Below are 22,276 nucleotides of genomic sequence, written 5' to 3' on the forward strand. Positions count from 1 at the left end.
AGACTACGAGGTAGATAGGTTAGAGGTGTAAGCATGGTAACGTGTTCAGCTGACTAATACTAATAGGTCGAGGGCTTAACCAAGCGAAACATTGTCTTTGCTATTAAAAGTAGAGTTGAGTAAGTTGCTTGCAACTTGCAACGTCTTTGCGAAGCAAAGACAATGGTCATAGGATAGAACATACAAGAGAGTTATCTTTAGAGATAAAGATAAAAAACGGATGATAGATATATTTAATATGCAGTTTTGAAGGAACAAACTTATAATTCCAACGAATTAAGATTTGGTTTCTTTGACTTTGGGAGTTATGAAATGGCTTCCTATTTGTTTATAAATGAAACAAATATTCCTTGATGGCTCAATGGTAGAGCGCACGGCTGTTAACCGTGATGTTGTAGGTTCGAGTCCTACTCAGGGAGTTTTTTGAACCGCTCTGGCAGTTCACGATAAGGCTCCATGGTCAAGCGGTTAAGACACCGCCCTTTCACGGCGGTTACAGGGGTTCAAATCCCCTTGGAGTCATTTTAAATAAAACATTTGACGAATAATCAAGTGTTGGTTATAATATAGTTGTTAATATGGCGACATAGCCAAGTGGTAAGGCGTAGGTCTGCAACACCTTGATCATGAGTTCAAATCTCATTGTCGCCTCTATAGAAAAGTCTCATAAACCCTCGGTTTGTGGGGCTTTTTTGCGTTTATAGGTAAGAGTAGATATACCGTTTAATACCGTATTTTAATGTCTTTTACCAACTATATTTGTGTAATATTTGTGTATAGATATCTTTACAATTTCAATAAATAGCCTGATTCGGATCAAAAATGACTAGAAAATTAATAATTTATTTTCAATGTGAAATGCAGCGTATGTACTAATAATTAAGAGTAGTATTTAAATATAGTTGAGTTTGATGTATAAATTTAAATAAAATTTATTTGTAACAATAACAACTTTTTATATTAGAACTTAAATATTGATTGTAACTGTAAAAATATGGTATAATATTATTCTCTTTAACAAGAAATGGTAACCAATAAATTTAATTAGAAGAAGGGGGAACGATATGGATATAGGGTATATCTTATTATTTTTATTATTTGAAATGGCGCTTTCTTTGGTATTGGCAATTATTATTGAAGTGATATTTGTACATTTTTATGAACGTCTCACTATAAAATCGGATTTGGTATTAGTAATGCTCATCAATGTTGTTACAAATCCAATTGTGGTTACAATCGCAAATAGTTTCGTATTATCAACCAATATAAGCAAATGGTGGGTACAGCTTCCGCTTGAAGCAATTGTGGTGATTGTAGAATGGCAGTTTTATAAAAATTATGTTACGCGCATCAAAAGGCCATTAAAATGTTCTGTTTTAGCGAATGGAATTTCCTATTTCCTACCGATGTTGGTCGCATTTATACTCAGTAGTTCGTTTGGTGCTACAACCGTTTTTGCCAATCCGATAATGGTTACAAACGATCCATTTTTAAGGAATCACCAAGATGAGTGCTTATTTTCTGGAGACACGTATAGTGCCAATGGGGAAGGTGGCGAATTGAAGCTTTACCAAAGTCCCGAGACACCTTGGGTTGTTGATTCTATTCCAAATGGAACTGATTTTCTTATTCATATGACTTATGAAAGTCATGGAATAATATGGGGTAATGTTATTGGTGAATATCAAGGTTGGGTTAATCTGAGCTGGCAAAAGTTAAAATATTCGAAAGATATGTTTTTAAATGATCATAAAGATAACTATACGAATTATAATGGTGAAATAAAAGGCTATGAAACCAAGTCTAAGATTGTATTATGGACCTTTCCACATAGTAGTGACTATCAAGTATATACAGATGCAAAAGAAATAAACAGATATGTAAGTCGAATTAATAACAATAAAGACACCTATGTTTTTATAGATGAAGAAGGCAACAAATGGGTTGCTAGTCCAGAAGATCTTAGATGGATATATGTTTCAGATCCTGAAAATACTGATTTAGCTAACATACGCTATTTTGATCGTGTTTTATTTGAAAATGAGCAGACCCCGCCGAGAATTTCATGGGATTATATAGGATTCATGTTGGTCGTGTCTTTCATCTCATCATCAATAGGTGTTCACTACATAAAAACTAAAGTTAATATTCATGTACAACAAAATATTCAATAACAGAATCGCATCTATTTTTGAATAGATTTCTATCAACGGCCTGCAACACCTTGATCATGAGTTCAAATCTCATTGTCGCCTCAAAACAAAAGCTCCAGTAAATATGCGATATGCATTTATTTACTGGAGCTTTTGTTTTGACTAAAATTATATTTTTATCTTGTGAGTTAATCCACATTAATAGCTAGCTATAATTTAGTTTTTAAAAATTAGCAGAACTCAACATATTCTACATTTTCAATATCATATTTTAAAATCTCATCATGTCCGCATCGTCTATCGCGGCTATCTTCAATTTTAATACAAAAAGTGCGCGAACATACCTCAATAATAAGGCCTTCAACTACTTCAGGTTCTCCAAAGCAATTCAATCCAACTTCAACTATTTGATCTGTAAGCATTGCAATTTTTAGTGCCTCTCGAATACCTTCTAAACAATCGGTATCTGTACTCATAATCGATACATCATAATTATCGTTATTTAATTGCGTCATATCTTTTTCCACCCTTTCCAAATTCAAATTTATCATCTTCTAACATTCATCACATATAAAATCAACGGATTTAATTGCGTGAATTGCAACAATTGCTTTATCAATATCATCTCGGTCAGTTGGATCAAGCCATACTCGGCATGCTGTAGACCATAAACGTTCAACGATGCAACCTTCTAATTTTGTACAACTTTTTAGCGTTATCGTGACTTGCTGACCTGTAATGTCGGCAAATTTTAGTGATTCTTTAACTGATAGGCAGTTTGACATTTTTATTTCCTCCACGTATTTTTATTAGGATATAGGATAATTTATCCCATACAATACAATATTCAAAGAATGTAACAATGACACTTTTATCTATTAATGTAGAGAAAATTAAATGAGATACATGATAAATATAATAAACATTTAGTTTATAATTTCCTTGATATATGATATAATAACAAGGCGTTTGGAAGATTGTTAAAGGTGAAAAAGGAACTGTATTTTGGTGATAGTAAATTGGGGAATTAACTATGGAAGATGTTCGGTCGTATAATGAGTTATTGGGAAATGAGAAATTAGAACAAAATATGCAACAAAAATTGAAGCAAAGAGTTAAAGAAGTTGAAAATAATTCTTTGCAGACGATGGCGACTATAGCTCATACAATCGATGCTAAAGATAGCTATAAAAATGGTCATTCTGAAAGAGTAGCAAAGTATTCTGTTGAAATCGGAAGAAGGATTGGCATAAAAGGGAATGAATTGTCTAATTTATATTATGTAGCATTATTACATGATATTGGCAGCATAGGAATACCAGATGCTATAATTGGAAAGCCATCTAGTCTTACATTAGAAGAATATGAAATTATAAAAACCCATACATTAATTGGCGATAATATTTTAAAAGGCATTGATATTTTTCCGAAACTTAGAGATGGCGCAAGGTCTCATCATGAGCATTTTGATGGAAAAGGATATCCAGATGGATTAAAAAGAGAAGAAATTCCAATGAATGCTAGGATTATTGGAATGGCAGATGCTTACGATGCTATGGTTTCTAATCGATCATATAGAAAAGAGTATACTTTTACAGAAGTTAAAAAAGAGATATTTAGATGCAGGGAAACACAGTTTGATCCACTAGTAGCAGATATACTGTTAGAAATGTTAGATGAGGGATTTAACATTAGCATAGATACAAAACAGCAAGTAGAAGACTTTGATTCAACATCAGATAATATTCTAATTCTACAACGCCTTATGAAAGATTATGCTCAAGATACTTATAATAATATTTACAAAGATACGTTGACGAATGTGTGGAATCGTGATTATATAAAGAAATATGTTGACGGATATTTGAGTACTCCATTGAATCGTGGCATTATGTTTATGCTTGATCTGGACAATTTTAAAAGTGTCAATGATATATACGGGCACAGTGCAGGCGATAATATTATAATAAATCTCGCAAATACAATGAAAGAAATCATTGGTGATATTGGCATTATATCAAGAATTGGAGGAGATGAGTTTGTAGTATTTTTCCCGAATGAAGATGACAATGATTATATTAGAATAATTGCAGAAAAGATTATTAATGCTGTGAAATCAAAGATCGGGCCTACTAGAAAGGGATGCGGTGTTTCGGTTTCTATAGGAATCGCGCAATCTGATATTGCAATTAATTCATTTGAAAAATTATTTGATAATGCAGATAAAGCCTTGTATTATGTAAAGGAGCATGGTAAAGGTCATTGTCATACATATGATGATAGAGAATTTAGTTTACATAATGATAGAGGCGTAGAAGCTGATGTTTTATATTTGAAAAAAAAATTAGAAGAAGATGGAATTATTTCTGGCGCTTATAGAGTAGGATATGATGGATTCACAAAAATATACCAGTTTGTCTCTAGAAGTATGGAAAGAACGGAACAAAATGGTATTTTAGTGTTATATACGATTTTTGAAACCAATGGGAATTTACTGGATAGTGCTGTATTGGCAGAATGTATGATTACATTAGAAACAGCAATTGTAAAATCAATCCGAAAAGGAGATGTCACAACAAGATATAGTGATTATCAGCAACTAGTAATGATACTGGACGCAGATAAACATAATGGGCGATTGGTGGCAAGAAGAATCTATGATATATTTAAACAGAATTTTGGTGAAAAGATAGAAATCAAATTTGAAATTACAGATATAAGAACTTAATATTGTTAAATTGTTAAATTGTTAATTTTGAGAGATGAGGTCAGTTATGAAGAAATTGAGACAATGGACATTTATATATGGATTGCTTGCAGTTATTATTATAACTTCATCTTTAACGGTTGCTTGTAAAAGTGAAAATATAGTAGATGATGGGTATATTGAGCAAGAGTCTTCTATTTATGAAACATTGGGTGTGAGTTCTGCGGAAATGTTTTCTTATGATGATTTGATTGTTAATAAACTAAAAATGGGAATGACAGAAGAACAAGTTAAGGCGTTATTAGGTGAGCCTGCTAATTATTACGATTCAAAAGAAGTTTTGTCGAGTACAACTCCGGCCGTACAAAAGGAAACCCAGAATCAGACACAAGTAGAAACGCAGAAAGTAACACAGGTTCAGGCGCAAACAGAAAATGGCGTTAGGCCAGATGAAGTTTTAGATGAAAAAGTATATGCTTATAATGATTTGTCATTGATATTTATGTCAATTGATAATATCTACAAATTATGTGCTGCTGCATCATTAGGTGATGATGACATATTTTCAAGAGGCATTAAGGTTGGTGATAGCAAAGATAAAATTATGGAACTTTTTTATAGAGACAGTAATTGTCTGAATAATAATATGATGACAGAAGATAATTCCAGTATCATAGGGAAGTATCTATATGGAAGTTTTACGCTTGATAATTTGGCTTCTGTAAAAAAATCAGATAAGATTCAGTATGGAGTTATTAATTATAATGGTTATACTTCGATGGAGACAGCGAAATCATATATATTAGAATTTACATATTTTGAACCACCTTATAAAGAACAATATGCAACGTATAATGATGATTTTGCTCAAATTGCTTTTGATATTGATGAAAAAGGAATTATTACAGGAATTAGATGGTATTACTATCCTCAAATTAATACTTCAAAATAATTCCTAGGATAGAGGAATTAAATAAGAAAATTTGTATGGGAGATTAATAAAATGAATGACACAACTTTAGTAATTATGGCAGCAGGAATTGGAAGTAGATTTGGTGGCGGAGTTAAGCAACTTGAGCCGATGGGTCCTAATGGAGAGATCATCATGGATTATTCAATCTACGATGCAATCGAGGCTGGTTTTAACAAAGTAGTATTTGTTATAAGAAAAGATCTGGAAGAATCATTTAAAGACATAATAGGGAATAGAATTGAACAAGTAGTCAAAGTTGAATATGTATTTCAACAAGTGGAAAATACTCCCGAAGGTGTCAAAGTTACAGAGGGAAGAGAAAAACCTTGGGGAACAGGACAAGCAATTCTTTCTTGTAAAGGGATAGTGAATGAACCATTTCTTGTAATTAATGCCGATGATTATTATGGTAAAACTGGATTTAAAAAGATTCATGATTATTTAGTGGAAGAACATGGTACGGAAGTGGAACAAGTTATGTGTATGGCCGGATTTATTCTTGGTAATACATTAAGTGATAATGGTTCAGTTACTAGAGGCGTTTGTCTAGTTGATGATAACAAGCATTTGGTTAGTGTTAGAGAGACTTCAGGCATTGTAAAAAATGATAATGGTGGAGCATCATATGAGTGTGATGGAAGTATGGTAAATATTGACCCTAATAGTTATGTATCTATGAATATGTGGGGATTTGATCCAAAGTTTTTAGATGAACTTGAAAGTGGATTTGTAAAGTTTCTTGGTGAATTAAAAGCAGGTGATTTCAAGAGTGAATATTTACTTCCAACGATTGTTGACCAATTGATAAAGTCAAAAAGAGCAGTGGCAACCGTGCTTGAAACGCAAGATAAATGGTTTGGAGTAACATATAAAGAAGATAAACCAATCGTAGTAAAATCAATTCAAAAATTAATATCAGAAGGAAAATATCCAAACAAATTATACAAATAAGGATACACCGGAAGATGGGAGCTAAGATGAAGAAATTTTCAAGATTTTTACTGATATGGATAATAGTTAGTATTTTAAGTGGAGTAGCTGGATACCTGTGGTTAATGAATGAGATTTCTCCAGTATATTTTTCAACTACTCAGCTTTATGTAGTGCCAGGTGAAACGTCAGAACCCTCTCTTCGTGCTAGTGATGGTGGGTTGAAAGAAGATTTTGCTGTTGTATTTAAAAGTAATCTTGTTATTTCGGATGCACAAAAATCAGTTGGAACTTCAGAAGATTTGGCGTCATATATTTCAGTTAATACACCACGAAATAGTAATGTTATTGAAATAATTTGTTATGATCCAGATCAGGCAACTGCCAAGCAATATGTTGATGCTGTTGCAAAAAGTGCGTTGAAGACAACAACGATTATTCCAGTAGAGAAGATATCAATTCTTGCAGAAGGAACTTCTACAGGAGTGGCATATAAGCCACATTTATATAGATATACGGCATATCTTTTTCTCGCCGGCGCATTCATATGTTTCTTTATAGAACTTATAGTTGCATTATTAATTAGCGCATTTAGCAAACATAAAGAAGAAGATGATGAAGCGGAATACAACCGATATTATGGAAATGTAGTTAAATATGATGAAAACCCCAAAAAATCAGATGTAGGTAAAGAAATAAAAAAAGCGACGAAAGAATCAGCAGCATCCTTGGACGATGATTTATTATTAGATGACTCAGAGGTAGTTGGCGTTGATGTTTTTATTGATACGCAAGCAGACGAAGAACCAGATTTTATAAATGAAGAATCAAGTTCAGAGGTTATTGGAAAAATACCAAAATAAATTTTGTTTGTGTTGCAAAGGAGATGAATAATTTGTTTAGTGTAAATATAGATACGTTAGTAAGCATGACGCCGAAGGAAGAAACGGCATATCAAGAACTTTGTAACCGCATTCTTGCAAAAGGAAGAAAATTTAAAACGATAGCAGCAATCGGTGAAAATGGAATTGCACTTAAATTGGCAGATACAATTAGAAAATCCGAAAACAATGTCTTGTTTATTGATGCAGATTTTTCGACTTCAGTATTTATGAATAAATATAAGTTGGGTAAAAATCTAAAAGGAATTAGCGATTACTTTGCTGGAAGTGAACTGCCAGACAAAATAATATGTGTTACAAACAAAGAAGATATCAATGTTGTATTTACTGGAGACGTTGATAATTATTCTGTTTTGGAACAAAATGAAATCGCTTTTTGCAAACTAATGGATCTGTATAAGAATGATTATGATTATATTATCTTAGAGGTCGGAAGCGGGATAGATATAGCGAAGCTGTGTGATGGCGCATTGCTCATTATGAATAATGACGACTACAGTCAAAAGAAAGCGAAAAAGGAAGTTAATGGACTTTCAAGTGAAGGTTGTCTAATTCTTGGAGTAGTTATAAATAACGTGTAACTTAATGATAAGCTAAGTATTATTGGTATGGAGATGGTTCTATGGAGATTCAGGAACAAGTTCAAATTTTTCTTAAATGGATAAAAGAATCAAGTAATATAGTCTTTTTTGGTGGAGCAGGGGTCTCCACAGAAAGTGGCATCCCAGATTTTAGAAGCGCAGATGGGATATATAATCAGGCCTATAAATATCCCCCAGAAACGATTTTAAGTCATACATTTTATATAAAAAAACCAGATTTATTTTTTGAATTTTACAAAAATAAGATGATTTTTCCAGAAGCAATTCCAAGTACTACGCACAAAAAATTAGTTGAACTTGAAAAAGATGGAAAGCTTAAGGGAATTATTACTCAAAATATTGATGGACTTCACCAAAAGGCTGGAAGCAAGAAGGTGATTGAACTGCATGGCTCAGTACTTCGGAATTATTGTGAAAAATGTGGTATGTTTTACGATGTTAATTATATAATTCAAAGTGATAATATACCAGTTTGCAGCTGTGGTGGCAGGGTTAAACCGGATGTTGTCCTTTATGAAGAAGGTCTGAATGAAAATAGCTTGAGAGAGGCTATAAAATTAATTAGTGAGGCTGACGTTTTGATTGTAGGTGGCACATCTTTAGGAGTCTACCCAGCAGCGGGATTAATTGATTATTACAAAGGTAATAAATTAGTGTTGATTAATAAATCGGCTACTTCATATGATAAAAAGGCAGATTTGTTAATTAATGATAGCTTAGGAAAAGTATTTGGACAAGTAATTACGAAAAATAACATTTAGGCAGAATGGAGCTATTGTGGATATTAATGTTACTGATATTATTCAATTAAAAAAGCAACATCCATGTGGAAGCAATGAATGGGAAGTACTTAGAGTTGGTGCAGACTTTCGTTTAAAGTGTATTGGATGTGGACATCAAATAATGGTTCCTAGAAAGCTCGTCGAAAAAAATATAAAAAATATCAGAAACAGCTTGTAAATTAATGCACTCTATGGTAGAATTATAACTTGTGATATATTATAATTTCCTTGTTTCCTACTGTGATTAGGAGACCAGAGACCAAAAGGAGGTACGACGTAAATGAATAAGTACGAATTAACAGTTGTTGTTAGTGCAAACGTCGAAGAAGAAGTTAGACTTGCATCAGTTGAGCAGATTAAAGAATTAATCTCTCGTTTTGCTGGTACAGTTACTAATGTTGATGACTGGGGTAAGAAAAGATTAGCTTATGAAATTCAGAAAATGAAAGATGGTTTTTATTACTTCATCAGATTTGATGCAGAACCAACTTGTCCAGCTGAAATTGAAAGCAGAATCCGTATTATGGAACCTGTCATCAGATTCTTATGTGTTAGAGACGAAAAGAAATAGGTACTAGCAGACAACTCTTTTATAGAAGAGGAGAAAGAATAGTATGAATAAAGTAATTTTAATGGGACGATTGACAAGAGATCCAGATATCCGTTATTCACAGGGCGCAGACGGATCAACTGCAATTGCCAGATACACAGTAGCAGTAGACAGAAGACGTAAAACTAATGGAGATGGTACTGAGCAGACAGCTGATTTTATCGGATGTGTTGCCTTCGGAAGAAGTGCAGAATTTGCAGAGAAGTATCTTCACCAAGGAACTAAAGTTATTGTTACAGGTAGAATCCAAACTGGAAGCTACACGAACAAGGACGGTCAGAAAGTTTACACTACAGAGGTTATCGTTGAAGAGCAAGAATTTGCGGAGAGCAAAGCTTCAGCTGCAAGTAATGAAGCAGCATATGCTCCATCAAGACCAGAGCCAAGCGCAGCAGCTGGTGATGGATTTATGAATATTCCTGACGGAGTAGAAGATGAAGGTTTGCCTTTTAACTAAAATAGGAGGTAGCAGGTATGCCAAGCACGAGAGAGAGATCAGATAAATCAGATTCTCAAATGAGAAGAAGACCTATGCGTAGAAGAAAGAAAGTATGTGTTTTCTGTGCAGACAAGAATAAAGAAATAGATTATAAAGATGTTAATATGTTAAAGAGATATATTTCTGAAAGAGGAAAAATTCTTCCTAGAAGAATCACAGGAAACTGTGCAAAACATCAGAGAGCTCTTACAGTATCAATTAAGAGATCAAGACATATTGCTTTAATGCCTTATACACTTGATTAATCATAGTATTTACTAGGGTTGAGAGATTGTAAAAGTTATTTGATACAATTTTGATACAATTTTTGTAAATCATAAGCACTCTATACTAATAAAATAGTATGGGGTGCTTTTTTATAATTATGTTCAATTATGGCGAAAGATAAAAATATGCGCCCATAGCATTTGAAAAACCAAACTCCACAATCTAAGCGTCTACACAACATCTGCGTAAAACTATATAGAATTAATATTTATTTCCTTTTACCAGAATGTGGTATATAATAAATTATTATGTTTACTAAAGAGGGAAATTAATGGATGAGGACAATTTTATAAATGTTGGGGTATTTAGAGAAGAATTTAATAAGATATTGGGAACAGATTTACCAATTGAAATAATATATCAATCAAAGGGATTGCCTACTCATATGATTAAAAGACAACATTATAAATGTTTGAAATATATTAATAATATTTCTGACATAATAAATAATCCAGATTATATTGGAGTGAACCCTAATGAGAGTGGTATCAGTATTGAGTTTGTAAAGAAATATAATGATAATGTTATGATTGGTATAAAATTAAACGTAGAGGATAATTATTTATATGTATCAACAATGCATGATATTACGGCATCTAAAATATCTAACCGTTTATTTAGTGGAAGATTGAAAATATTTAGTAATGAGATTGACAATACATCTTTATAGGTGTATTATAATGATATTAACAACATATACTTTGTTGTATAAGATTATTGAGTTTCGGAAATGGCTCCCGATGCACTCGCAAGAGTACCTGAGATGATGGATACGCCGCCCATCCAAAAAATCTTATATAATTTGTTATAGTGAAAGCACTTAGATTAATTTCTAGGTGCTTTTTTATGTCTAAAATTCAAGCTGAAATGAACTGAAAACTTATGTAGCAATCACTAAATTAATGATTTGTATTTTATTAGGAGATCAATATCTTTTTATATTAAAGCAAAGGTAAAGCCCCTTTTCCGGAAATGGATTAGGGGCTTGTTTTTTTTATTAAAATTATGATATAAGCGCTGGCTTCTTTTGAACTATTGCACCAACTATAAAAACAACTGCAAATATAAAAGATAGTACTGACCATATTGCTAAATCTCCGTAACTCCCTACATTACTAATTCCAATTAGACCGCCAACGGCATAAAAGCATCCAGCTGTTATAGTTCCCCCTTTAGTCTTTCTCGCTGCTATTCCTATTATGCCAGCAATTAGCAAGAAAAATGCTAACATTAAACCGGCACTTCCACTTACTTCTCCATTTTCTTGCAGTGCATTTCCCAATCCCGCAGCGCACGATTGAAGAGCTACTAATACAAATAATACGATAGATACAATCCCAATAACCAATCTTGCTGTTTTCATTTATAAATCCCTCTCTTATAGTATATTTGGCATTAAATACCATTAAATTAGTTATATACCAAATAACACAGTTTGTCTATCGAATTAATTAGCAACATAAATTCACATTATAGAATGTATTGAATCTGCATTTTTAACATAAAAATAAGTTCTAAATTATTAATATCAAGCCATCTATTACGAATAAATATTTATAAATATTTTTAGAAATATAGGGTGCCTTTTTCGAACATAAGTATTAAGAATATTGTTGCAAATAATCAACGTATGACTGCATTTTAACTACATATAGGCGTATATTGTTGCATATAAAATACCTTTGATTTTCCTCTAAATGAGTGCTATATTTAACGTATAACTATATAAGAATACGAGGGAAAAAGATGAAAAATGAAAAGTTTTTGAAATTAAAATATTGGAGAGAATATCTAAATCTATCTCAAGAAGATATGGGGGTACTACTAGGATATAGCAACGTGAATTATTGCGGAAAGGAAAAGGGAAGAACTAGATTCTCGCTAGACGAATGTTTTACAATAAGGAACGCTTTAAATAAGATGCTAAAAAAAGAAGGGATTCCAGCTATGACCATCGATGAAATATTTGAAAGAGAGCATATGAAATAATTAGTTCAGTAGTATATGTAAATTATAAGGTGTGTAATGAAAAAGGGAATGTTAGCTGATATGGCTTCGATTCCTTTTTTGCTAGCTATTCCGGATGGGTATTGTTTTGTATATGTGCCTAAAATACACGGATCCTAAAGGCACCTTGCAGAAATGGGGGTGCCTTTTTCACGCACAAATATTGATGATATTGTTGCATTTAAACAACTTATTGCAGCCTATAGAATTTCATTGATTTATTATTACTGGAGTGATACATTTAATGCGTAGCTAGCCAATAATATAAAGAAGAGGAGATACAATGAATATTGAATTAGATGAAAAACAAATTATTGATAAGGTAATTGGAGATTTGAAGAGGCATAATTTATTAACGGAGCAAGCTCAAAACGTGACTGTAAATTACATTGCCGACGACCAAGACGTTCTTTATACGATAGCGGAAACGGCCAAGATAATGAAAACTAATACTTCATATGTTTATAAGTTAGTTAATGCCGGATTGATACCAGTACTTAAATTAGGTTCTTACAAAATAAGAAAAACATCGCTTGGCGAGTTCCTGGCGAAATATGAAGGGAAGGATCTAACTGACCCTAGCCATATCGTAGAATTAGAAGTTTCTAAAATTGAATAAAAGTAAATATAGAAAAACAATCTAGCGACAAATATTCTTTATTCATAAGGCGTCAGACAGAGATGTGTGTAACTTTTTTAAAAATATTTTTTAGTCATAGTTGCGTAAAAGCAACGAAAGTTGTATGAAATCATAAATATCTAAAAATAATATTATCACAAATCAACAATAGAGGCCTTTCCGGGATTTGTTTAATTAGTTAAAGTTGCGTAAGCGCAATTGTAGGCTACGAGCGGGGTTGTTGACTATTTCATAACAGAAATGATACACTTATTATACAGTTTTATACTGCTGAAAAACGATATAATAAGGAGAAGTTATGCGGGAAAAGAAAAAGTTTTTTAAATTAGAATACTATAGGAAAAAATACAAGATTACTAGGGTACAAATAGCATCACTAATAGGGTTAAGCGTAAGCTCGTATAGCCATAGAGTTAACCACCGAGTTCCGTTTATGTTTGATGAAATTATGATTATAATGAATACCTTCAATGCAAAAGCATTAAAGCAAGGAGATAAAATAATAACATTTGAGGAAATGTTTATAGAAGAATAAAACAATAAAGGAGTGTTGGCTTATACGGCTTTCACTCCTTTTTTCTGCGATTGGGATCCAGTACGTATTTTCCTTCGCTCACAAGGTTCTTTCTTGTATCTCTATATATATCATCAATTATTACGCCCATCGTGTACTCGGCCATTCTCAAATAGTGCGTAGAAGCACTGTAATTACTCAATAAGGCAGAGGGTAATCCATTTTCTTTAATAATATGATTTATTTCTTGAGTGTATTTCAGTGCATCTTTATCAGAACACGTATTGCTATTTTTAAATGAACCTTCGCTTTTTAATGTTGCATCAATATACTTTAATATATCATCAATTAACCAAGATAAGGTTTCAGACTCTAAGATTTTATTTATATAATCTGAAGCATGAGGCGCCATAGCTTCGTTTAATTTAGTTATGTTATTAATAGCACCGTCTGATAGTCCAAGTTCTTTGCTGATTTTCATATTTTGATATTCTATGTTATTACTTTCACCTAATAAGTATTCGTATGGAACATTAAATTTCTTGTGGTATGCCATCAAGTCTTTTACTGAAGGTTCGTCTATACCTTCTTCACTTTCTAAATTACTAATTCTTGAATACATTAAGCCTATTTCAGCCGCAAGCGTACGCTGACTAATGCAACCGCTGTCGTTGGTTTCGGTATCTTCTCTCAATTTCCTGAAATGAGAATGAATAACTTTTATTTCTTTATCATTAAAATTACGCCTTTTTTCTGTAGCCATATGCCCACCTTCTGTTATCTATTTAATAACAAAGCATGAGAATGTTATTGAATGATAAACATTATATAATTTTCATAGATATTGATTTGGCAGTGATATAATTCAATTATAGATAACAACAACATCAAATGTTATTTAAAATATAACATTGATATAGCTAATTGTCAATACAATTTTATTTAGAAAGGAGCAAATATGGTTAATCAAGAAATTAGAAGAATGGCGAAAGAAAAGGGTGTCAAGTTATGGTGCATAGCTGAAAAGTTAAATCTTAGCGATGGAAATTTCTCCCGGCTTTTAAGACACAATCTACCGGATGAAAAAGCTAAAAAGATAATTAAAATCATTGAAGAATTGGCGAGTAATTCAATACATGAATAATAAGGAAAGGAGAAAGTATGAGACAAAGAGATATTCGACCAGGGGCGAACCTAAGCGAAAAGCGTCTATTAGATATTGGCGAAGTATGTATCTATTTATCACTAGGAAAAAATAAGGCAGTTGAGTTTGCAAAAGAAATTGGTAGTGAAGTGAAAATTGGCAGACGCAGTTTATACGATAAGACCAAAATTGATAAGTACTTAGATGAACAGTTAGTGTAATTAAAAAAAAGAACAAAGAGAGAAGGTGAAAAAATGAATGGAAGGTTGGGTTAAGCTGCATAGACAGCTACTTGATAAACCTATATGGAAATGTTCAACGCCTGAGCAGAAAGTAATTCTAATTACACTGCTTATGATGGTAAGCCATAAGCCAAACGAGTGGAACTGGAATGGGGAAAAGTACACTATTAAACCAGGACAATGTATCACAAGTTTAAAATCCATTACCGAGAATTCTGGCCTAGGAATATCAATAAAAAATGTGAGAACGGCAATAGATAAATTTGAAAAGTATGAATTTTTGGCAAACAAATCGACAAACAAAAATAGGCTCATAACCATACTGAATTGGGAGCTTTATCAAGTAAAAGAAAATGAATCGGCAAACAAATCGGCAAGCAATCGGCAAGCAACCGGCAACTATCAAGAATGTAAGAATGAAAAGAAAATAGATATTGCTCATTTTGATACTTTTTGGAACGCCTATCCCAGGAAGATATCTAAGGGAACTGCAAGGAAGGCTTTTGAAAAATTAAAGGTTACCGAGGAACTTCTAAAAATTATGCTTAGAGTTTTGGAAAGCCAATCTAAACAATGGAAAGACAAACAGTTTATACCATATCCAGCCACCTGGTTAAATAGTCGCAGATGGGAGGATGAAGATGATAACGCAACGGATCATGAGTTGACAGTAACAAATGACGGAACATTTAAATTTTAGGAGGATCGGAATTGGACAGCCCTTGTAAAGAAAGATTTATTACAAATATTAATGCAGACGTAGAAGCAAGCGAGGATTTTTTCAAGAAAATATACGGATATAGCTTTTGTGATAAGGACTTTTTAAATCAGATAGCTATAAAACTGGTAAGGGTTGGGCGGAAGGAATTAATTTTGGCTTACAACAATTGGTTTGTGGATTATAAAAAATCATATTATGAGCATATGAAAGAGGTTTCCACATGGTTTTTAAAGGAATGTTCCAAGCGGTATGAACAATTACAAAGAAATAATCGAGAGATTAAAGAGGAGCTGAGCGAAGGATGGAAGCCGAAACAAAAGGAGTTGTTATTAAAACAGAAAAAACTCTTATTGATGAAGAAATTGCAAGAGTTAACCGAGAGTTAAATGAGCTAGGAGATACCGGACAAGAATTTGCAAGTAGCGCGAAGCAAGGAAAGCGGAACAATGTTGATTTAAGCAAGGAATTAAACCTACAAGCAACACCGCAGCTGATAGAGGAGCCAGTATTTCTTACGCCAACACAAATAAAGACTGTAAAACGTGATTTAAGCCAAGTAATTAAAAGCGGGATACACTTGTTAGATAAAAGAATAATGGGATTCAATAAAGGCGAATTGAGTGTGTGGAGTGGGAGTAATGGAAGCGGAAAAAGTAGCATACTTTCACAGTTAGCAATTGAAAGTATTGAAAATAACTTTAAGGTGGCTTTATACAGTGGGGAATTACGAGCAGATCGAGTTCTGAATTGGGTGCAATTGCAAGCTGCGGGAATAAAGAATGTAACCGGTACAAAATATGAAAACTTTTATACAGTACCGGAAGGAATAAGGGCAAAGATAAATGAATGGTTAGAAAGTAGCCTATATATCTATAACAACGATTATGGAGCAAGGGTTGAAAATGTTTTAAAGGCCGTAACAGATAGTATAGAAAAATTCAAGATTGATGTGGTAATAATTGATAATTTGATGTCGCTAGACCTTACTGGAGTGACGGGCGAAAAGTATGACAAACAAACTAATTTAGTAATTGCATTATCGCAACTTGCAAAGAAAAAGAACATACATATACATTTTGTAGCCCATCCTAGAAAATCATTAGGCTTCTTGCGGAAGCAAGACATAAGCGGAACTGCGGATATAACAAATCTTGCGGATAATGTATTTCTTATTCATAGATGTAACACTGATTTTAAAAAAGGGATTATGGAACATTTGGGCGTAAATAAAGACAACTTATTGCTTAAATTTGACAATGTTATCGAGGTGGCAAAGAACAGAGATTTAGGAATAGCAGATGAATTTATTGGTGCCTACTATGAAAAAGAATCAAAGAGATTTTTAAATTCTATAGGAGAAGAAAAGCATTATTTTTGGGAAAGGGATAAAAACGGTTTTATCGGTGCTGATAATACAGAGATACCATTTAAAAATTGAAAGAAGGTGAGTTAAATGAAGATATTAATGCAAGATGGAAGTGCGATTGTCACGATTAGACGCGATTGTTGGGCGGTATTAAATGGGAAAGACAATTATTCTATAATCCGCAATGGATCAGATGAATTTCTTCCCTACTTAGGAAGCTATCCAACGGAAGAAAGAGCAAGGGAAGTGTTAAACGAAATATTTCAACTTATAAGTGATGGAAAATCGACTTATGAAATGCCATTGAAGTAAATTTGATAAACTGCACCATCGGAGTAGATGATTCTTATATCTGAAAATATATGCAGAAGGAAGGTGAAAAGATGAATATTCAAAAAGCAACTAATAAAGCAATAAAAAAGGATAAGTTTATTGCAAGAAGAAAAGAGGGCCGGAGTGGAAGAATTAAAATAAAACCCCAAAATAACAATCTTCCATGTGAGGTTATAAACATAAAAGAAAGCCGTACTGCTAGAGGTTGGGAGCCTAAAGCAGACGACTTAACAGCTAATGATTGGTGCGTTGTAGATTAAGGGATAAGTTTAGCAATAAAATCAGTTACTTCAATTAATCCAGTTTTAAAACGATTTTCCATATAGATAATACAATCAGACGTAATAGAGAAATTATAAATTGTATTATCGGCGAAAAAACAAGAAACGTAATCAGCACGACTAAGCTCACGAAGTGTTTCATCAATATCATCTAGTGATTGTTTGTTAAATAATGTTGAATGTACAGTTTCAGAACTTCCAAATTCGCAAGCACTCGATTTGGATAAACCACTTTTTCTTCTAGAAAGAAATTCTTTATAAAGTATACAGATCATTTTATCTGCATCTTTTGTTAAGTTTGTCATTATGAGAATCCTCCTTTCATAATTATTTCAACTCCCCAGCTGATAAGGAGATTATAACACTATTAACAAAATATGCCAATAATAGACAATAGATAGTAATTGCTAAGAATTGAAAATTAATATTAAGAGATGCAGCATCAGAAATAACTTTATATAAATTGCAGTAGTTATCGCAAATATAAATCTAGTAACCACAAGGAGTTGAAATAAATGTATTGCGTTATCCAGGAGATAGAAACGAAAAAGCCTAATAAATATGGATATTTTAAAGAACTAATATCTGAAATACATAATTCTTCTTTGAATGGAACTGACTTAAGTTATTACACCCATCATTACGGTTATGAACGCTTTGAACGCCTTATTAAAAAAGCATATAAGATAAGCATACATAGGAGTTATAGGGAAGATGGCAAGGTTAAAAAGAAACAGTATCCACTTGGTACAGCGAATTATTATGAATTAGCAGATGGTTGGTTTAGCCTTTATGATTGTTGTGATAGAAAAGTAAACATTATTATGAAAGAACTTGGAGTTACGTCAGATGAAGTCTATGAGTTAGTGGATGTAAAGCTAGATCCATTGAGCGAAACAGTGCAAAGGGAATTTCAGCAGACAGAGGAATATAAAACACATCAAGAGTACGAAAATATAACTACAGAGTACGCAGTTACTAAAACTCAATTCAATAATAAGTATGGCTTTGATGGTGTCAGCACCGAATATGATAAGTGTTATGACGTATTTGGTAATCTAATGAATGAAGCATACCTGGACAAGATAAAGGCAGATTATGTGGTTAGGCAAGAGTATGAGAAAAGAAGTAGTAGTTACCAAGAAGAATATTATAGTAACTACAGTAATAGTTATTCAAGCGGTATAGCAAGTAAACCCAGTTCACTGGACAAGGAAACATTGAAACAGTTCTATCGGGTTCTATCAAAGAAGTTTCACCCTGACGTTAATCCGGAAGTGGACACATCAAAACAGATGCAATTATTGAATCAGTTAAAACAAGAATGGAATATATAGAATGCAAATGGTAGTCAGTTATTGACAATATAAGAAAATGAAAAGGTAGGTAAAAGATATGAGAAAAGATTTAAGAAATGATATGACGAAATCGATGGTTTCAATAACGCCAGGATGCGATGTATTAAAGCATTTAGTTGGATACACGTTCGGGAAAGTACAGATAGGAAACGATACGAGTATTGATAACTGGTATATTAGAGCTGATAAAATCGTGGAGAACGTAATGATATCGCGCGATGTACGATTTAATGATGGTACTTATTATATAAGCAAAGAGTACATATCCAGGATAGAGCCAATAACTGTAGAGATACGAGAAGGGCGTAGTGTGAAGCTAATGCAATAGCAAAGGAAATGTATAAGGTAGAGCGAGGCGATAGTATAACTCACACACTCTACCTATATCCCCCGGAGGGTAGTGGACTCTAAAATATAAAATGCTTAGACACCGACGTAAGAGTTATATCAATAAAATATTCCCACATCAGCTTTTCAAATTATATTATACATATTTAATAAGGCATGGATACAGATAGCGGCACTGCCCCCGTTCAAAATATACGTACACATATACATAAGAACCGATGATGAACCTTGATGTAACACACAGGTCATTCGCATGACCCCCTGTAGTATGCACGTTACAATTAAACGCAAATATTAGCAATAGTTAAAGCAATTTACAAATATAAAGGAAAAGAAAGGGGTATAAATTGGGAAATGTAGTTTATTGGAAGAAGATAAAAGGAAGCGATGATCGCACTGTTAATATGCCATTTAAAACGTGTGGAAGATGTAATAAAGAGTTTTCGAGTGGTAATACATACGCATCTAAGAATTGTCCTGAATGCGCCAAGTTTATTAAAAATGAGAAGTCAAGAGAAAGAGTTAGAAGATATAGAGAAAAGAATCTATTGGATAATAATACTTCTTTAGACAAAGAGAACGAGAAAGGACTAAACAATTGATTAATGTAAGCAATGAATGGAGAGCAATAGTTGCAGATGCGACACAAGATGAAACTGTCCCCGATTTTACCGCTAAAGCAACGATATTATTAGCAAATGGGACAACATTACCTATTACGGAAACGGATATCGTTGTGGGCGGATTAAGCATCATAGACAGTGTGTCAGCAAGTAATTTATTCCAAATCGGAACGGCATTCATTAATGAAAATGATATATTGCTGAATAACATCGAACATAAATTTGATGATGTAGATTTCACCGATGCGGTAGTAATACCTTATGTGGGATTGAATAAATCGACCGCTACGGAATGGCTAAAAAAAGGTACGTTCACAGTGGATGAAGCAACAGTTTCAGCGTCGATTATATCGCTGATATCACTTGACCACATGAACAAATTAGATGTTCCATTTTCCGGAGTAGCAATAAGTTTTCCTACTACTCCGTTAGTATTAGCACAAGCCGTATGTCTACATTGCGGAGTGGTATTATTTAACTCAACATTCCTAAATTCAGCCGTAACGATAACAAGAAAGCCAACAGACGAAGCCTTAACTTGTCGGTCAATTATCGGTTGGATTGCACAGATGGGCGGTAATTTCGCAAGGTGCAATGTTGACGGTGCGGTAGAACTGAAATGGTATGATGTCGCAACAATGGACAAGTTAAACATAATCAACGCGGGTACATTTACTAACCCGGCAATGGACACAATTTCGGCGGGAACGTTTACCGCACCATCAAAAGATATTATATCGGCCGGTGCCTTTACGGACCTAAAGAATTATCATCACTTATATTCATTTGGTTCTCAGCCAACGATTGGAACGGATGATATTGTTGTTACCGGCGTTCGAGTTAAAGCCATGGGAATAGATTCAGACTATGGAGAAACCTTCCTATATGGCTCAGAAGGATACATTATTGAGATAGTAGACAATCCTTTGATACAAGAGGGAATGGCGGAAACAATCGCTAATACGGTCGGGAAAAAGATAGCTGGGATGCGATTCAGAACGGCTGCAGTCCAAGTGATTACTGATCCAAGTCGTGAAGCTGGGGACATCGGAATCTTATCACATAAAAACAATACTTATCCGATTATATTCTCAAATTATCACTATCAATTTGGATCAAACGATACAGTTGCATCGGATGCGGAAACACCTTCAAAAAAGAAATCGAGTTATGATCCTACATCGAAAATTGCGGTTGAAGCTAGAAAAGTGGCAAAGCAAGAGGTGAATTTTTATGATTTGGCGAAGCAACAATTCAGCAATTTAATAGCTAATGCAATGGGGGTGTTTAGGACAGTAATTCCTATGGATAACGGTGGAGAGATTGAATACATACATGACCAACCGAAAATGGCGGAATCTAAATGGAGACAATATGTTACTTCGGGCGGAATGATACAACAGAATCAAGTTAATGGTGTATGGACAATCACATCGGCGGAAGATACTGAGGGGAATGCGTTATTTAATGTTATTACGGCCAGGGGAATTAACGCTGAGTGGATTAAGGTATTGACTAGCTTTACAGTGGGAGAGAATTTTAGCGTCGATAGTTTAGGAAATACAATATTGAACTACCTCAAAGCGACTAACGCAGATATTAGTGGAAACATTAATGCAATAAGTGGAGGTATTGGCCCATTTTCAATTAGTGATAGGGGATTATTGGTATATGGCGCTCCTGGTCAAGATTATATCTGCCAATTTAGCAAGCAACCAGATGGAACTATGTTTATATATACAAGTGGAGATTTATGGGCAGAAGGCGGATTGATGATAAGGAAACGCGCGGTTATGAATGATGACCTATATGTTGCCGGAGATATTTCAGCTCATACATATTCTGACCATACTCCGTTTTACGACGGCGATGCGTTAAATGAAATAGTAAAAATATCAGATGATGGAAATGGTGAAATTGACCATAGCTCATTACCGGAATGCGCCAAAAAGAAAATAACTAGAAAAAATGAAGAATACGAAAAACTGATTAATGATAAGCGAGAAGTAAAAATCGTAAAAGTTAAAGCTAGTCTCAAATCGGCAAAAATCAAAGATATAAAATTTATCAAGATACCTCCCATCATAGAAGAAGACGGAAGAAGTTTAGGAGATATGATTTCGGTATTAACTAAAGGAATACAACAATTAATTGCTAAAAATGAAGAGCAAGATAGACTGATTATCAGACAAGGTGAATTAATATTGGAACTGCAAGGCAAATAAGTATAAAAAGATGGTGTGTGTCTATCGCGATATGCGCCGCCTAATATGG

General features: G+C 33.5%; 31 protein-coding genes, 3 tRNA genes and 1 rRNA gene. 30 read left to right on the forward strand and 5 right to left on the reverse strand.

Annotated elements, in window-relative coordinates; all coding sequences use genetic code 11:
• From BMY18_RS00005 to BMY18_RS00025, 5 genes are all read left to right on the forward strand, one after another.
• Positions 1-83, forward strand: a 23S ribosomal RNA gene (locus BMY18_RS00005); the annotation flags it as partial.
• Between the two features lie 264 nt (positions 84-347).
• Positions 348-419 (forward strand) — tRNA-Asn (locus BMY18_RS00010).
• 31 nt (positions 420-450) lie between these two features.
• Positions 451-522: transfer RNA gene (locus BMY18_RS00015), tRNA-Glu, on the forward strand.
• Between the two features lie 58 nt (positions 523-580).
• Positions 581-651 (forward strand) — tRNA-Cys (locus BMY18_RS00020).
• Positions 652-1,064: 413 nt separating this feature from the next.
• Positions 1,065-2,174, forward strand: coding sequence for a hypothetical protein (locus BMY18_RS00025; RefSeq protein ID WP_092449307.1), 1,110 nt, complete (start codon positions 1,065-1,067; stop codon positions 2,172-2,174).
• Positions 2,175-2,383: 209 nt separating this feature from the next.
• On the opposite strand, the gene BMY18_RS00030 is transcribed toward BMY18_RS00025, so the two are convergent.
• Positions 2,384-2,668 carry a hypothetical protein gene (locus tag BMY18_RS00030; RefSeq protein WP_139197187.1) on the reverse strand — a complete coding sequence of 95 codons (285 nt, stop codon included), beginning with the start codon at positions 2,666-2,668 and terminating at the stop codon, positions 2,384-2,386.
• A gap of 39 nt (positions 2,669-2,707) precedes the next feature.
• On the reverse strand, positions 2,708-2,938 hold the full coding sequence (locus BMY18_RS00035) for a hypothetical protein (RefSeq protein ID WP_092449311.1): 231 nt from the start codon (positions 2,936-2,938) through the stop codon (positions 2,708-2,710).
• A gap of 248 nt (positions 2,939-3,186) precedes the next feature.
• Here BMY18_RS00035 and BMY18_RS00040 point away from each other — a divergent pair, with 248 nt between their 5' ends.
• From BMY18_RS00040 to BMY18_RS00090, 11 genes are all read left to right on the forward strand, one after another.
• Positions 3,187-4,881, forward strand: a complete 1,695-nt coding sequence (locus tag BMY18_RS00040; RefSeq protein WP_092449313.1) for a diguanylate cyclase domain-containing protein — start codon at positions 3,187-3,189, stop codon at positions 4,879-4,881.
• Positions 4,882-4,927: 46 nt separating this feature from the next.
• The gene (locus BMY18_RS00045) at positions 4,928-5,812 is read left to right on the forward strand and encodes a hypothetical protein (protein WP_092449315.1); all 885 of its coding nucleotides are present in this window, start codon (positions 4,928-4,930) and stop codon (positions 5,810-5,812) included.
• 51 nt (positions 5,813-5,863) lie between these two features.
• The gene (locus BMY18_RS00050; protein ID WP_092449317.1) at positions 5,864-6,784 is read left to right on the forward strand and encodes a nucleotidyltransferase family protein; all 921 of its coding nucleotides are present in this window, start codon (positions 5,864-5,866) and stop codon (positions 6,782-6,784) included.
• Positions 6,785-6,810: 26 nt separating this feature from the next.
• Positions 6,811-7,626: a YveK family protein gene (locus BMY18_RS00055; RefSeq protein WP_139197188.1), complete on the forward strand. Its 816-nt coding sequence runs from the start codon at positions 6,811-6,813 to the stop codon at positions 7,624-7,626.
• Positions 7,627-7,658: 32 nt separating this feature from the next.
• The gene (locus BMY18_RS00060; protein WP_092449321.1) at positions 7,659-8,246 is read left to right on the forward strand and encodes a P-loop NTPase family protein; all 588 of its coding nucleotides are present in this window, start codon (positions 7,659-7,661) and stop codon (positions 8,244-8,246) included.
• A gap of 47 nt (positions 8,247-8,293) precedes the next feature.
• Positions 8,294-9,028 carry an NAD-dependent protein deacylase gene (locus BMY18_RS00065; RefSeq protein WP_408644743.1) on the forward strand — a complete coding sequence of 245 codons (735 nt, stop codon included), beginning with the start codon at positions 8,294-8,296 and terminating at the stop codon, positions 9,026-9,028.
• Positions 9,029-9,044: 16 nt separating this feature from the next.
• On the forward strand, positions 9,045-9,227 hold the full coding sequence (locus tag BMY18_RS00070; RefSeq protein ID WP_092449324.1) for a DUF951 domain-containing protein: 183 nt from the start codon (positions 9,045-9,047) through the stop codon (positions 9,225-9,227).
• A gap of 102 nt (positions 9,228-9,329) precedes the next feature.
• Positions 9,330-9,620 (forward strand): 30S ribosomal protein S6, encoded by a 291-nt coding sequence (rpsF, locus tag BMY18_RS00075; protein ID WP_092449326.1) that lies wholly within the window; start codon positions 9,330-9,332, stop codon positions 9,618-9,620.
• A gap of 43 nt (positions 9,621-9,663) precedes the next feature.
• Positions 9,664-10,116, forward strand: coding sequence for a single-stranded DNA-binding protein (locus BMY18_RS00080; protein WP_092449328.1), 453 nt, complete (start codon positions 9,664-9,666; stop codon positions 10,114-10,116).
• A 17-nt stretch (positions 10,117-10,133) separates the two neighbouring features.
• The gene (gene rpsR / locus BMY18_RS00085) at positions 10,134-10,403 is read left to right on the forward strand and encodes a 30S ribosomal protein S18 (RefSeq protein WP_092449330.1); all 270 of its coding nucleotides are present in this window, start codon (positions 10,134-10,136) and stop codon (positions 10,401-10,403) included.
• Between the two features lie 293 nt (positions 10,404-10,696).
• Complete coding sequence (locus BMY18_RS00090; RefSeq protein ID WP_092449332.1) at positions 10,697-11,095, forward strand: PBECR3 domain-containing polyvalent protein; 399 nt, start codon at positions 10,697-10,699, stop codon at positions 11,093-11,095.
• A 333-nt stretch (positions 11,096-11,428) separates the two neighbouring features.
• Here BMY18_RS00090 and BMY18_RS00095 read toward each other — a convergent pair whose 3' ends face one another.
• Positions 11,429-11,788, reverse strand: coding sequence for a hypothetical protein (locus tag BMY18_RS00095; RefSeq protein WP_092449334.1), 360 nt, complete (start codon positions 11,786-11,788; stop codon positions 11,429-11,431).
• A 383-nt stretch (positions 11,789-12,171) separates the two neighbouring features.
• On the opposite strand from BMY18_RS00095, the gene BMY18_RS00100 reads away from it, so the two are divergent.
• The 3 genes from BMY18_RS00100 to BMY18_RS00110 all read left to right on the forward strand — a co-directional run bounded on the left by BMY18_RS00100 (position 12,172) and on the right by BMY18_RS00110 (position 13,607).
• Positions 12,172-12,414 (forward strand): helix-turn-helix transcriptional regulator, encoded by a 243-nt coding sequence (locus BMY18_RS00100; RefSeq protein ID WP_092449336.1) that lies wholly within the window; start codon positions 12,172-12,174, stop codon positions 12,412-12,414.
• A 301-nt stretch (positions 12,415-12,715) separates the two neighbouring features.
• Entirely contained in the window at positions 12,716-13,051 is a 336-nt protein-coding gene (locus BMY18_RS21295) for a helix-turn-helix domain-containing protein (RefSeq protein WP_092449338.1), read from the forward strand.
• Positions 13,052-13,370: 319 nt separating this feature from the next.
• Positions 13,371-13,607: a helix-turn-helix domain-containing protein gene (locus BMY18_RS00110; protein WP_092449340.1), complete on the forward strand. Its 237-nt coding sequence runs from the start codon at positions 13,371-13,373 to the stop codon at positions 13,605-13,607.
• A 31-nt stretch (positions 13,608-13,638) separates the two neighbouring features.
• Here BMY18_RS00110 and BMY18_RS00115 read toward each other — a convergent pair whose 3' ends face one another.
• Positions 13,639-14,349, reverse strand: a complete 711-nt coding sequence (locus BMY18_RS00115; RefSeq protein WP_092449341.1) for a helix-turn-helix domain-containing protein — start codon at positions 14,347-14,349, stop codon at positions 13,639-13,641.
• Between the two features lie 195 nt (positions 14,350-14,544).
• Between BMY18_RS00115 and BMY18_RS00120 the strand changes: the two genes are divergently transcribed.
• The 7 genes from BMY18_RS00120 (at position 14,545) to BMY18_RS00150 (ending at position 17,652) form a co-directional block, all read left to right on the forward strand.
• Entirely contained in the window at positions 14,545-14,730 is a 186-nt protein-coding gene (locus BMY18_RS00120; protein WP_092449343.1) for a hypothetical protein, read from the forward strand.
• 17 nt (positions 14,731-14,747) lie between these two features.
• On the forward strand, positions 14,748-14,951 hold the full coding sequence (locus tag BMY18_RS00125; protein WP_092449345.1) for a DUF6462 family protein: 204 nt from the start codon (positions 14,748-14,750) through the stop codon (positions 14,949-14,951).
• Between the two features lie 37 nt (positions 14,952-14,988).
• Positions 14,989-15,672 (forward strand): hypothetical protein, encoded by a 684-nt coding sequence (locus tag BMY18_RS00130; RefSeq protein ID WP_092449346.1) that lies wholly within the window; start codon positions 14,989-14,991, stop codon positions 15,670-15,672.
• 11 nt (positions 15,673-15,683) lie between these two features.
• Positions 15,684-16,079: a hypothetical protein gene (locus BMY18_RS00135; protein ID WP_092449348.1), complete on the forward strand. Its 396-nt coding sequence runs from the start codon at positions 15,684-15,686 to the stop codon at positions 16,077-16,079.
• Positions 15,995-17,131: an AAA family ATPase gene (locus BMY18_RS00140; protein ID WP_092449350.1), complete on the forward strand. Its 1,137-nt coding sequence runs from the start codon at positions 15,995-15,997 to the stop codon at positions 17,129-17,131. The genes BMY18_RS00135 and BMY18_RS00140 overlap by 85 nt, the downstream gene beginning before the upstream one ends.
• A gap of 15 nt (positions 17,132-17,146) precedes the next feature.
• A complete protein-coding gene (locus BMY18_RS00145; protein ID WP_092449352.1) occupies positions 17,147-17,371 on the forward strand; it encodes a hypothetical protein in 225 nt (74 codons plus the stop codon).
• A 71-nt stretch (positions 17,372-17,442) separates the two neighbouring features.
• On the forward strand, positions 17,443-17,652 hold the full coding sequence (locus BMY18_RS00150) for a Thoeris anti-defense Tad2 family protein (RefSeq protein ID WP_092449354.1): 210 nt from the start codon (positions 17,443-17,445) through the stop codon (positions 17,650-17,652).
• On the opposite strand, the gene BMY18_RS00155 is transcribed toward BMY18_RS00150, so the two are convergent.
• The gene (locus BMY18_RS00155) at positions 17,649-17,978 is read right to left on the reverse strand and encodes a hypothetical protein (RefSeq protein WP_092449356.1); all 330 of its coding nucleotides are present in this window, start codon (positions 17,976-17,978) and stop codon (positions 17,649-17,651) included. The two genes, BMY18_RS00150 and BMY18_RS00155, sit on opposite strands and share 4 nt — an antisense overlap.
• Positions 17,979-18,188: 210 nt before the next feature.
• Here BMY18_RS00155 and BMY18_RS00160 point away from each other — a divergent pair, with 210 nt between their 5' ends.
• From BMY18_RS00160 to BMY18_RS00175, 4 genes are all read left to right on the forward strand, one after another.
• Complete coding sequence (locus tag BMY18_RS00160; RefSeq protein WP_092449358.1) at positions 18,189-19,010, forward strand: hypothetical protein; 822 nt, start codon at positions 18,189-18,191, stop codon at positions 19,008-19,010.
• A gap of 58 nt (positions 19,011-19,068) precedes the next feature.
• Positions 19,069-19,359, forward strand: coding sequence for a hypothetical protein (locus tag BMY18_RS00165; protein WP_092449360.1), 291 nt, complete (start codon positions 19,069-19,071; stop codon positions 19,357-19,359).
• A gap of 367 nt (positions 19,360-19,726) precedes the next feature.
• On the forward strand, positions 19,727-19,981 hold the full coding sequence (locus BMY18_RS00170) for a hypothetical protein (protein WP_092449362.1): 255 nt from the start codon (positions 19,727-19,729) through the stop codon (positions 19,979-19,981).
• A complete protein-coding gene (locus BMY18_RS00175; protein WP_092449364.1) occupies positions 19,978-22,227 on the forward strand; it encodes a hypothetical protein in 2,250 nt (749 codons plus the stop codon). The genes BMY18_RS00170 and BMY18_RS00175 overlap by 4 nt, the downstream gene beginning before the upstream one ends.
• The last annotated feature ends 49 nt before the right edge of the window (positions 22,228-22,276 follow it).

This window comes from [Clostridium] fimetarium (genome assembly GCF_900111235.1).
GTDB classification, from domain to species: Bacteria; Bacillota; Clostridia; order Lachnospirales; family Lachnospiraceae; genus Clostridium_N; species Clostridium_N fimetarium.